10 protein-coding genes are annotated in these 11,762 nt (G+C 65.1%); 5 read left to right on the top strand and 5 right to left on the bottom strand.

Going from position 1 to position 11,762, the window contains the following annotated elements; genetic code table 11:
• Positions 1 to 92 precede the first annotated feature (92 nt).
• From F4X41_00110 to F4X41_00100, 3 genes are all read right to left on the bottom strand, one after another.
• A complete protein-coding gene (locus F4X41_00110) occupies positions 93 to 485 on the bottom strand; it encodes a GYD domain-containing protein (GenBank protein ID MYB15428.1) in 393 nt (130 codons plus the stop codon).
• Between the two features lie 144 nt (positions 486 to 629).
• Entirely contained in the window at positions 630 to 1,817 is a 1,188-nt protein-coding gene (locus F4X41_00105) for a DUF418 domain-containing protein (GenBank protein ID MYB15427.1), read from the bottom strand.
• Between the two features lie 35 nt (positions 1,818 to 1,852).
• Positions 1,853 to 3,583: a thiamine pyrophosphate-binding protein gene (locus F4X41_00100; GenBank protein MYB15426.1), complete on the bottom strand. Its 1,731-nt coding sequence runs from the start codon at positions 3,581 to 3,583 to the stop codon at positions 1,853 to 1,855.
• A 218-nt stretch (positions 3,584 to 3,801) separates the two neighbouring features.
• Here F4X41_00100 and F4X41_00095 point away from each other — a divergent pair, with 218 nt between their 5' ends.
• Positions 3,802 to 5,274, top strand: coding sequence for an FAD-dependent oxidoreductase (locus tag F4X41_00095; protein ID MYB15425.1), 1,473 nt, complete (start codon positions 3,802 to 3,804; stop codon positions 5,272 to 5,274).
• A 28-nt stretch (positions 5,275 to 5,302) separates the two neighbouring features.
• Here the strand turns inward: F4X41_00095 and F4X41_00090 are convergent, their stop codons facing one another.
• Positions 5,303 to 6,175, bottom strand: coding sequence for an MBL fold metallo-hydrolase (locus F4X41_00090; GenBank protein MYB15424.1), 873 nt, complete (start codon positions 6,173 to 6,175; stop codon positions 5,303 to 5,305).
• A 169-nt stretch (positions 6,176 to 6,344) separates the two neighbouring features.
• Here F4X41_00090 and F4X41_00085 point away from each other — a divergent pair, with 169 nt between their 5' ends.
• The 4 genes from F4X41_00085 to F4X41_00070 all read left to right on the top strand — a co-directional run bounded on the left by F4X41_00085 (position 6,345) and on the right by F4X41_00070 (position 10,441).
• Complete coding sequence (locus F4X41_00085; protein ID MYB15423.1) at positions 6,345 to 7,364, top strand: alcohol dehydrogenase catalytic domain-containing protein; 1,020 nt, start codon at positions 6,345 to 6,347, stop codon at positions 7,362 to 7,364.
• Positions 7,365 to 7,475: 111 nt separating this feature from the next.
• Positions 7,476 to 8,240: a M14 family metallocarboxypeptidase gene (locus F4X41_00080; protein MYB15422.1), complete on the top strand. Its 765-nt coding sequence runs from the start codon at positions 7,476 to 7,478 to the stop codon at positions 8,238 to 8,240.
• A gap of 181 nt (positions 8,241 to 8,421) precedes the next feature.
• A complete protein-coding gene (locus F4X41_00075) occupies positions 8,422 to 9,528 on the top strand; it encodes a mandelate racemase/muconate lactonizing enzyme family protein (protein MYB15421.1) in 1,107 nt (368 codons plus the stop codon).
• 82 nt (positions 9,529 to 9,610) lie between these two features.
• Positions 9,611 to 10,441: a M14 family metallocarboxypeptidase gene (locus tag F4X41_00070; GenBank protein ID MYB15420.1), complete on the top strand. Its 831-nt coding sequence runs from the start codon at positions 9,611 to 9,613 to the stop codon at positions 10,439 to 10,441.
• Between the two features lie 45 nt (positions 10,442 to 10,486).
• On the opposite strand, the gene F4X41_00065 is transcribed toward F4X41_00070, so the two are convergent.
• Positions 10,487 to 11,704, bottom strand: coding sequence for an NAD-dependent formate dehydrogenase (locus F4X41_00065; protein ID MYB15419.1), 1,218 nt, complete (start codon positions 11,702 to 11,704; stop codon positions 10,487 to 10,489).
• Positions 11,705 to 11,762: the final 58 nt, after the last annotated feature.

Raw genomic sequence — 11,762 nt, 5'->3', positions numbered from 1 at the left:
GCCAGATTTTGCGCGTACGCCTATCCGGCCGCGACCGCATCACGCAAGACGAGGTTGCGGCCGAATGCGCGCCCCCGGCGAAGCGCGACCCCCTAGGCGCCAGGCACTCGGTAATCGACCTCGATGTTTCCGGCTCGGTCCAGGGTCTCGGGCGAAACCAATACCACCGTTCGAATCCCGATAGCGCCTGCCTTGGCGACCTCCATCGACATCGCCACCGCTGACTCGTCGTCGGGTAGATCGGCGATCATGATCAGATCGTCCGGCCCGAATGCGTAGTAGAACGCTTCGAGGCTGCCGCCCAACTTCTCGATCATGGCGGAGAACATTGCTTTGCGGCCGGTCCCGCCTTCACGCTGCAGCCCTTCGATTCCGGCCGTTGTGTAGCCGGCGCTGAACAAGAATTTCGGCATCGTCCCCGTCCTTTCCTTGCAATGCCCTATGCCAATTGAAACACCCCGGCCGGTGCCGCCGGTGCCGGTCATTGCGGGCCGGTCCAGCGCCGCCGGGTGGGAAACCGGCCGATCAGGCGCCGTATGCGGGCGGTCCCTGCAGCGATCGGGGCCATCGGGTATTTCGCAATTGGAATTGCGCAACTCCCCGCGGCCGGTTTTTTCTGGCGCCGGCGACTAGTCGCCGGCCTGCCGCGGATTCCGGCGGATTGGTTGCAGATTCCGGTAGGTGGCGCACCGCCACAGCCATTCGGCGGGTCCGTACCGGAAGTGGCTCAGCCACAGCTGCGACCACCAGATCTGCAGGACCCAAACCCCCGCCACGAATACCAGGATCGCGGTCCGATTGACCTCGTCGGAATCCCCGAGCCAATAGGTTAGGACGAGTACGCCGAGGACCGATTGCGCCAAGTAGTTCGTCAGCGCGAGTCGGCCGACGGCGCGCAATAGTCGCTTCGGCCGCGAATCCGCGCCATTGTTCCACAGAACGATAAGGCTCAGATAGCCCAAGGACGCCGGTATCGTGCCGACCGTGTTCGGGACTTGGCCGACAAACGCCACGCCGGGTCCATAGTCGTTGGCGGCGGTGACCACGACCCCGAGTGTGGCCAACCCTAGGCCGATGGTCAGCCCCAGCGCGGCCGCTGCCCGGTACCTGGCGACCGGCCATTCACCGCTGAGGAAACCGGCTCGGTAGATTCCCGCGCCCAACAGCATCATTCCGAGCGCCCGCGGGAAATAGGCCAGCAGTGCGAGTCCGGCGAGATCTTCGTTCTCGGAGGAGCTGCCCGGGGTCCAGATGCCCGCCAAAGACATGCCGGATGAATCCGCGTACGCCTGGGCCAGCAGCGCCAAGGGGACCGATAGCGCAAAGGCCGATACCCCGGCCGCTACCAGGATCCAATTGCGCAGCTTTCGCGCCACGATCAGGAAAACCGAGCAGACCGCATAGACCATGAGGATGTCGCCTTCCCAGAGGGCGAAGTGGAGAAGGCCGATGGCCAGCAGCAGCGCGTTTCGCCACAGGTACAAAACGAGCGCCCGCCTACCTCTGCTCGCGGCCCGGTCAACGAAGAGGATCATCCCGGCCCCGAAGAGCAGGGAGAACAATCCCATGAACTTCTGATCGACGAATATTTCGCCGGAGATGCCTACCGCCCAGTCCAGGGCCGACTCCGACCCGGCGGCGCTCAGGTTCAGATACCCGGGCCAGTCGAATTTGAACGCGACCGCATTCATGAGCAGGATCCCGAGCACCGCAACGCCGCGAATTAGATCGAGGCTGGTTATCCGCCCGGATTCGCTAATCGGGCCGGAATCGGCCGCACGCTGGTTAACCGCCAAGCGTCCTCCCGCGAGCATCAAACGGCGCGCCGGTTAGCCTAGGCGCGGAATTGAATCTAATCGCCCGCCTTGCGCCGGGCGATGGCTCGCTCCCCTCTTGGGCTCGACACGCGCCGGGTCAACACGTTCACTAGGGCCGGTCTGCCGGCTCCGAACGCGCGCTCCAGGGCCGGTTCCAGTTCGTCCGGACGCTGAACGAATTCGCCATGGCCGCCGAGCCCCTCGGCGACCAGGTCGTAGCGGGAAGGCAGCAGGTCGGTCGCGACCGCGCGCCCGTAGGCGGCGAGCTGGATCTGGCGGTCGATCCCCCACGCCGAGTCGTTTCCCAGCACGGTCACGATTTCCAATCCGTGGCGGACCGCCGTGTCGAATTCCATCCCGTTGAAACCGAAGCTGCCGTCGCCGGTGATCAGGACGACTCGCGCGTTGGGCCGCGAAGCCTTGGCGGCGATCGCGGTCGGCATGGCCGATCCGAGCATGCCGAGATCGGGCAACGACCACCAGCTCCTGGCGCGGGCCGGCAAGTTGAGCTTGGCGAAATGGCAGAAATCGCCGCCGTCGAAAACCAAGACATCGTCCGGCCGCAGGACGCGCTCCAGGCGTTTGAGCACGAACAGCGGATGCATCGGCGGGCCCGGGTCTGCAACCCGTTCCGCCCATTCGGCCTGTTCCGCCAGCCGGGCATGCAGGGATTGCAACCAGGGGCGCTCGGGCCAGCTGTGCGCGGAGGCTTCTTCGGCAAGTTGATCGACCACGCCGGCCACGTCGCCCACGATCCCGACCGCGGCTTCCCGGTTGCGTCCGATCTGCTCCGGCGCCGGATCCACCTGGATCACGGTCGCGTCCGCCGCTATGACTGGAGGCAGGGCATACCCGATCGAATAGTCGAATTTTTTGCCCAGCATCAGCACCGCGTCGGCGTCGCGAATCATGGCCGCCGCCCTGTTCAGGCCGAGATCGAAGAAACCGAAGCAGTCAGGGTGGTCGTCGGCGACTATTCCCCGCGCCGTCCCTTCGGTAAACAGCGGGATGCGAGTCAACTCCAGAAACCGCTGCAAGGACTCGGAGGCAGCGTCCTCGTAACCGGCTGGATTCGAAGCAACGACCATTGGCCGCTGCGAACGGTGCAGCAATTGGACCGCCCGGCGGACCTGATCGCGGTTGGTGACCGAAGGCCCTGAACGGCGCGAGGTCGCCGGATCCGGCAAATGAATGGAATCCTCGTCGACCACCGCCTCCTGAACGTCGATCGGAATGGTCAGGTGCACCGGGCCGCGACGGCCGGAGAGAGCGGTCCGGATTGCCATCGATATGTACTCGGGTAGGCGATCGGGGTCGCGCACCAGCCAGGCGGCCTTGCAGGTCGCCTTGGCCATCCCGACCTGGTCGATCTCCTGCATCATCCCGCGGTCGTAGTTGGAGAGCTTGTCGGAGCCGCTTATGTTGAGCACCGGCGCTTCGGTGGCCATCGCGTGAACCAGGCCCGGCAGCGCGTTGGCGTGACCCGGGGTGGTAACCATGCACACTCCGACCTGGTTGTTGATCCGCGCCCACGCGTCGGCCATGTGCACGACGGCCTGTTCGTGACGGCCGTCGATGAATTGAAAATCGAAATCCTCCATCACGTCCAGGACCGGCAGGATGTGGTCGCCCGCCAGGGTGAATACGGTACGGACGCCTTCCCGTTTCAGGGCACGGGCGATTAGGTGGCTGCCGGTAATGCTCATGGTGCCCGCTCCCGGGAATTTCAAGCCGCCGATTCCGGTCCGGACGCCGCGTCCTGGCATCCGGTTCTGGCACTTGATGCTTCGTCCCTAACTTTCGGTTACCGGAGGCCGCGGGTAATACCGGCCGAAACGACCCCGTCGGCGGCCCGCCCTTCCCGGCGACTTGCGACCGGATCGAAGCGCGCCGCCTCGATGCGCGAACTGGCCCATATATTGAGTCGGTGGAATCCGGGATACATTTCTGAGGTGCGCGTTGCCGGGTCCGACAGATTGAGCCGATGACCGATCGGGAGATTCGCACCCAGGTGGTCGTGGTAGGCGCCGGCAACGCGGCCATGGCCGCGGCGGTGGCCGCCCGCGAAACGGGGGCGGAAGTGGTCGTCCTTGAAAAAGCCCCGCGGACTCACCGCGGCGGCAACAGCGCTTTGACCATCCAGATGCGATTCCCGTATTCGGGGGTGGATGATCTTTTGCCCCTGATTCCGGACTTGTCCGCAAGTGAAGAGGGCGAAATGCGCGAGCAGATCGCCGGCTACAGCGAGCAGGAGTACTGGGACGACATCATGTCGGTGACCGAAGGCCTCAGCGACAAGGCCCTGGCCGGCACGCTCGTGCGGCAGGCCCACCCGACCGTTGAGTGGATGCGCGGCCTGGGTCACGAATGGGAACCGACGTTCAAGAACCCGCTCTCGGCCAACGCGGTCTCCTTTGCCGGCGGCGGCTACAACCTGCTCGAACGTTGGTTCGCGGCCGGCCGGCGGCGGGGGATCGAGATCCACTACGAGGCCCGGGCGACCGAGCTCATTCAGGACTCGCGGGGAATCGTGACCGGCGTTCGGGTCCTGCGCCCGTCGGGATTCCACACCTACCACGCCGTCGCGGTGGTGCTGGCCTGCGGAAGCTTTGAATCAAGTCCCGAAATGCGCGCCCGGTACCTGGGAACGGGCTGGGACTCGGTCAAGCTGCGCGGGGTTCCCTACAACACCGGCGACGGCCTGCTGATGGCGCTGGGAATCGGCGCGTTGCCGTACGGCTCCTGGACAACCTGCCACGCCTCGCCGCAAGATTTCAATCGGCCGGCCTACGATCTACCCGGACCCGGGGTTGCCGGCGACTACTGGAGCCGCTACGCATATCCGTATTCGGTGATGGTCAATCTCGACGGCCGGCGCTTCGTCGACGAGGGCGCGACCTGGCGCGGGCTCACTTACGCCAGGATGGGACGCGCGATCCTGGCCCAGCCGGAGGCGAAGGCCTTCCAGGTATTCGACGCCAAGCACCGCGACATGGGCCTTCTGGAGCGCTACCAAGACGCCGAGGTCGTCAGGGCCGGTTCGCTGGAAGCGCTGGGGCGCGGACTAGGTATTCGCGACGTCGAATCCTTTGTCGCAACTCTTCGCGAGTACAACGCCGCCGTCCAGCCGGGTGAATTCGATGCGTTCAGGCCCGACGGCAAGGCGGCGGCGAACATCGATCCGCCGCGGTGCAACTGGGCGCTGCCGATCGATTCGCCACCGTTCGAGGGTTACGCGGTCACCTGCGGTATGACCTTTTGCTACGGGGGTCTGCAAATCTCATCCGAGGGCGAAGTGCTGCACACCCTGGACAGGCCGATTCCCGGCCTTTACGCAGCCGGCGAAATGGTCGGGGGACTGTGGGCCTGGAACTACCCCTCCGGCGGCGGGATGATGGCCGGCGCGGTCTTCGGGCGCATAGCCGGCCGCGCGGCGGGGCGCTTCGCCGGCGTCTAGGCCGCTCCGGCGGTACCTGACGCCCGACTCACGGCCAGGGGACCCGCATCAGCTCCTCGCCCCAGATGATCCGACCTTCCCAGGCCCGGCGGGCCTCCAGTTCGCGGGCATCCCGCATCTCCGGCCGGGTCAGCCGCTCGCCGATGTGGACCATGACGAGCTGGCGCACGCCGGCCGCGGCGGCGGTCTCGGCGGCACCCCTGATCGAACAGGTCCCCTGGGCGAGATCGCTTCCGTCGACCACCTCGCCGGTCTCCCAGCACATCATCAAAAGGATGTCGGCCCCGCGGGCAAGGTCGGTGATCGAATCGCAGGGGCGCGAGTCGCCCGCAATCACGATCGATCCGTCCGCGGTTTCGAGGCGATAGGCGAGTGATTCAAGATAGGGCTGGACATGCTCGGCCCGGGCCGCGGTAATTTCCCAGGAGGACCCCCGCAGGACAAAATCCGGACCCACATCCTGGGCGGCGATCCTGGGTTTGGAGCGCGGCAGCCGCCCGCCCCGGTCGCGGTAGGTCACCTGGCTTAAAGGGTGGTTCACCCGCGCCAGCCAATCGTGGGCGAATAGCCCGTTTTCGGCGTCTACGATTCCGTTTGCGAACCTGACCGTCGGTGGCGGCCCGTAGACGTGCAACGTTCGATCGGTCGGTACGAGCTGGTCCCAGCGGGAAAGCACGAATGTCGGAAAGTCGGCGTCGTGGTCAAAGTGGTGATGGGTGAAAAAAACGTGGTCGAATTCGGCCGGCGAGATTCCGGCTTTGGCCAGCTTGAACGTGGTGGCCGGACCGCAGTCAAAAAGCAGCTTCTCGCCGTCGATTTCGACCGCGTAGGCAGTACCGAACCGGTCCGGGGTCGGGGTCGGGGTGCCGCACCCGATGATGGTGATATTTGGAAAGCCCATCGCCACCGACCCATGATCTGGCCCGAAAACCCTCCGCGTCCGGCCGATCTATTCCGCCGGAAGGAGTAGCGGTGCAATCTGGATTGCCGCAATCGATGTTATGGCGAACCGCTGATCCCTCATCGGGGCGGCTGCCTGCTTTGGCCAATTCGAAAGGGCGGTCGCCGGCATGCCGCTGATGCGCGCGGTTGCCGCTCGTGCCGGCCGGCTAGAGCTGGTGGATATCCCCCGGCCGGAGCCGGGAGAAGGCGAAGCGCTGGTCAGGATCCTGGCCTGCGGAATCTGCACATCCGATATTCACTTCCTCGCGCACGGAGAGGAATTTGTTCGCACTTCGGCCGAAATCGGCGGCCGATTCGCTCTCGACCTTTCGCGCGACGTGGTTATGGGCCACGAGTTCTGCGGGCAGGTCGTTGCCAGCGGCCCCGGCGGCGACGGGGTTCTGCTGCCCGGCGAACGGGTTACTTCGGTGCCTCCGCACGGGGCCTTCAGCAACGACTACACCGGCGCTTACGCCGAATTCATGCTCGTAAATGAGCACCAGGCCCTAAGGGTTCCCGACCACGTCCCGTCGGAACTGGCCGCCATGACCGAACCACTGGCGGTGGGCCGCCATGCGGTCGCGGCGGCGGGATTCAAAGGCGGCGAACCGGCGATCGTCTACGGCTGCGGACCGATCGGCTTGGCCGTCATTGCAAACCTGCGCGCCGCCGGCGCGGGATTGATCATCGCCAGCGAATTGGCCGCATCGCGACGGGCTCTGGCCTCAGTCATGGGGGCCGACATCACGGTCGATCCGCGCAAATCTCCACCGATGGAATCGCTCGTTGACGCGGACGGCTTCGAGCCGGGCCAGGACGTAGTGATGTTCGACGCGATCGGGGTTCCGGGCTCGCTAGCCCTGCTGATGCGCGAGGCGCCGCTGCGGGGGGCCCGAATCGTCGTGGTGGGGGCCTGCCTGCAGCAGGACCGGATCGCCCCGATGGCCGGAATCGAAAAGGAGCTCGAACTCAAGTTCGTCCTCGCCTATTCGGAGGCCGAATTTGAGGCGACGCTCGAGGAAATCTCTCGCGGCGAGATCGACCCCATCCCGCTGATCAGCGGGCGGATCGGATTGGATCAGGTCGCGACGGCATTCGAGGCCCTGGAGGACCCCGAACGGCACTGCAAGGTGATGATCATTCCCTGACCGACTGCGGTCCTGCCCGGGCCCGGACGGGCTGGGCGCTATTGATTGCCAGATCCAAACGCGGAGGCGCGGATAATCGCCGCGGAATCCGCACGCCCAACGGACCGTTGCTTGCGCCCGCAGTCTTACGCCCAGTTGATGCCCCGCTACGAGCAGTTGGGCACCCTTCCCGGAGTCCGCATCGACCGGTTCCGGGTGCCTGACCGTTCGCACCAGATTCTGGGGATCAGCGTCGGCCCGGCCGAAGGAGCGGAGATGTCGGTTGGTCTGAGCGCCGGCGCGCACGGCGACGAACCGGCGCCGGTCCAGGCTACGCTCCAGTTCCTTGAGGAAGAGCGCTGGCGGGCCTGGCCGAACGTGAAGATGCGGATTCTGCCTTGCCTGAATCCGACCGGGTTCGACCTGCGGACCAGGGAGAACGACAAGGGACAGGACGTCAATCGGACTTTCAAGTGGGGCAACAGCCCCGAGTCGCTGGCGGCGATGGTGCTGATCGGCCTGGAAAGGGTCGATCTCTGGATAGACGCCCACGAGGACCCGGTCGAAGACGGGTTCTACTGCTTTTCGCGCCTGCCCGAAGATTGGGGCCCGCCGCTGGTGGCGGCCGTAGGCGCCGAGGGGCCAATTTACCCGCGCCCGGAAGTGGATGAAATGACCGTCAGGGAAGGGATCGTGCAGTTCGACGCCGACCGGCAGAGCGAGCGGCGGCGGCGGATGCGCGAGAGTGGATCATGGGGGCTTTCGGGGCACATCGATGCCCAGATTTCCGACAAGTCGGTCACGCTGGAGACTCCGGGCGTGATTGAACTCGAGACCAGGATCCGGATGCAGCTGGCCGCGTATTCGGCCCTGCTCGACCTGGCGACCAAGCGCTAGCGGCGCCCGCCGCCGGGCGCGGCACCGCGGTTCCGCGGATACTGCCCCTCGCGCGCGATTCGTATGTGACCGGTTCGCTGGCGGGCTAAGTAGTAGTCAACGGTGTTTCGACTGCGGGGCGCCGGCAACTCGCTAACGTAAAAATCTTGTCTACCAACCGCACTGACAAGGCGCCGCCCGGATGCAGATCACCGACATCACCACCACTCATCTCTTCTATCCGCACGCCCGGCCGATTCAGGATGCGACCATTCCCGATCCGCCGTCGTGGGCGGGCGGACGCGGCAACGTTTTCGTGCACATCCACACCGACGAAGGGGTGGAGGGACTGGGCGTCGGCCTCGCGTACCCCGGGGTCAGGCAGATCATCGACGCCCAGTTCCGGAAGCTGCTGGTCGGCAAAGATCCGTTCAACATCGAGCAAATCTGGGACGACATGTTCTGGCACATCCGCGGTTACGGTCGCAAGGGCATCGCGATCGCCGCCATTTCGGCGGTCGACATCGGGCTCTGGGACCTGAAGGCCAAGGCGCTCGGGCTGCCGGTTTACAAGCTGCTGGGGCCCTACCAGGAATCGGTGCCCATCTACGGGAGCGGCGGCTGGACCAACTTCGACGAGCAGGAGTTGGTCGCCGAGATGGTCGATTATGTCGAGCAAGGGATTCCGCGGGTGAAGATGAAGGTCGGCAAGGACTTCGGTCGCTCCGAACGCGAGGACATAGCCCGCCTGAAGGCGGTCCGCGACGCGGTCGGCGACGAAGTCGAGATCTACATCGATGCCAACAACGGCTACAACGCCAAGCAGGCCATTTACATGGCGCGCGAATTTGAAGAATTCAATGTCGGCTGGTATGAAGAGCCGCTGATCCCTGACGATATTCGCGGCTTGGCCCGGGTCCGCGACGCGGTAAACATACCGGTTGCCACCGGCGAGCACGAGTACACCAAATTCGGATTTGCCGAGCTGATTGCCGGTGGCGGGGCCGACATCTGCCAGCCGGACGTGGGACGCTGCGGCGGAATCACTGAGTGGTTGAAGATATCCCACCTGGCTCATGGCGCCAACCTTCCGGTGGCCCCGCACTCGGTCCAGATCGTCCACCTGCACGTAACCTGTGCGGCGCCGAACCTCAAAGTCGTCGAATACATGAACACCAACCTGGAGACCGACCGGATCTGGTACCAGGAGTACCCCCAGCAAAAGGACGGCATCTGGGCTCCATTCCCCGACAAGCCCGGGCTAGGGCTCGAGCTGGTCCCCGAAGCGGTCGAGAAATGGGCGATTTGAGTCTTCCGCGGAAGCTGAATGTCAACCCTTGCCGGCGTCGGATTTCGATAATCAACGCGCCCCGCTGAAGGCGAACCGGCCCATGTCCAGAGCACGAAACTACCAAGAGCTTTTCCAGCGCTACCTTGCCCTGCAAGGTGCGCCCGGCGTGCGGTTGATTCGACACAACCTGCTCGAGCGCGGGCTCGATCTGGTTCGCCTGGAGCTCACTTCGGCGCCGGATCCGCGATTGACCGTAGCCATGTACTCGGGAACGCACGGCGATGAGCCGGCCCCGGTGCACGCGGTGCTGCAGTTCCTCGAGGAGGAGCGCTGGCGCGCCTGGCCCCAGGTCCGGTTCAAGGTGATGCCGTGCATAAATCCGACCGGTTTTGATCTTGGGACCCGCGAAAACATCGACGGGCAGGACGTCAATCGAACCTTTAAGTTGGGCGACAGTCCCGAATCGCGGGTTGGGACCGAGATGATTGGCCGCGAGCCGCTGGAAATGTGGATTGACGCCCACGAGGACCCGGTCGAAGACGGTTTCTACTGTTTTTCGCAGCTCCCCAATCCCTGGTCTGACGCGCTGGTGGCCGAGGTCGGTCAGCACGGCCCGATCTTCTCGAAGCCGGAAGTTGATGAAATGCCGGTCGTGGGCGGCGTGGTGCACCGGAGCGACGACGAGGATGACGCCGCATTGACCGAGGAAATCGAGGATTGGGTGCGCGAGCGGGAAAACTGGCCGCTGCCGTTCTACGTGATGGTGAACCTGGCGCGGCTGGGGGTGACCCTGGAAACGCCGGGGGTGATCGATCTAGAGGCGCGCATCCGGATGCAGCTGGCCGGATTCGACATCCTGCTTGACCTGCTCTGCGGGCGGCGCGACCCGCTTGCCGCGGTCGCCGCGGCTAAGGAAGCTAGTCGGCCCTAGCTAACCCGAAACTCCGGCCGCCGGCCAATCTCCGCGCTGCGGCCCCTAGCCGGCCTGAAAGTCGGCCGCCTCCTCCGAACCGCCGGTGGTGTTTCCCTCGCTGTAGGAGTGGGCTCCTGTGCCCGCCAGGGCGCCGCCCTGAACGATCAGGTACTCGTCGCGGATCGGCTGGCCCGAAAACCAGCACTCCAGGATCTCGCGCACGCCGGCGGCGTAGCGGGCCTGGGCCGAAAGGGATGTGCCGGAGGTATGCGGCGTCATCGCGTGGTTCGGCATCGCGCGCCAGGGGTGGTCGTTGGGCGGCGGCTGCGGGAACCAGACGTCGCCGGCATAGCCCGCCAGCTGACCACTGGCCAGCGCCCGAACGATCGCGTCGCGGTCGCAGATCTTCCCCCGCGCCGTGTTGACGATGTACGACCCCCGCTTCATCTTGCCAATCAACGCGTCGTCGAACATGTGCTCGGTCTCGGGATGCAGCGGACAGTGAATGCTGACCACGTCGCACACGCTGACCAAGGATTCCACTGATTCGTGGAAGGTCAGGTCAAGCTCTTCCTCGACTTCCCGGGAGAGCCGGTGGCGATCGTTGTAGTGGAGCTTGACGTCGAATGGCTTCATGCGGCGCAGAAAGCCCAGACCGATGCGCCCGGCCGCGACGACCCCGACATCCATTCCCTCGACGTCATAAGAGCGCGAGATCGCGTCGGCGATGTTCCAGCCGCCCCGGACTACCCAGCCGTACTGGGGTATGTAGTCGCGCACCAGCGCCAGCACCTGCATCACGGCGTGCTCGGACACGCTGACGCTGTTGCACCAGGTCACCTCGCACACGGTGATGCCGCGGTCGATGGCGGTCTGCAGGTCGACGTGGTCCGAGCCGATGCCGGCGGTAATCGCGAGCTTGAGACGTTCGGCTTTGGCAATCCGTTCGGCCGTCAGGTATCCGGGCCAGAACGGTTGCGAAATCACCACGTCGGCGTCGACCAGTTCGCGTTCGAACACCGAATCCGGCCCGTCCTTGTCCGAAGTGACCACCAGTCGATGGCCGGCATCGGCCAGGAACCGGCCCAGTCCCAGGCCTCCGGAGACGGACCCCAGCAGCTCGCCGGGCGTGAAGTCTAGACCGGCCGGCGTGGGCAGCGACTGCCCGTCCGGGTAATTGGAAAGTTGCGGGATCTGGTCGCGGGCGTAGGCGGGCGGGTAGCCGGCAACCGGGTCCTCGTAAAGGACGCAGAGGACTTTCTGCGACGAATCTGCGGTCATCTTCTCAACCTGCCGTCTCAACAAGGGTTCGTTAGCTTGCAATCGCGCCCTGATTTTG

Source organism: Chloroflexota bacterium, from assembly GCA_009840625.1.
GTDB lineage: Bacteria > Chloroflexota > UBA11872 > UBA11872 > VXNJ01 > VXNJ01.
This window is presented reverse-complemented; position numbering and strand designations above follow the sequence as displayed.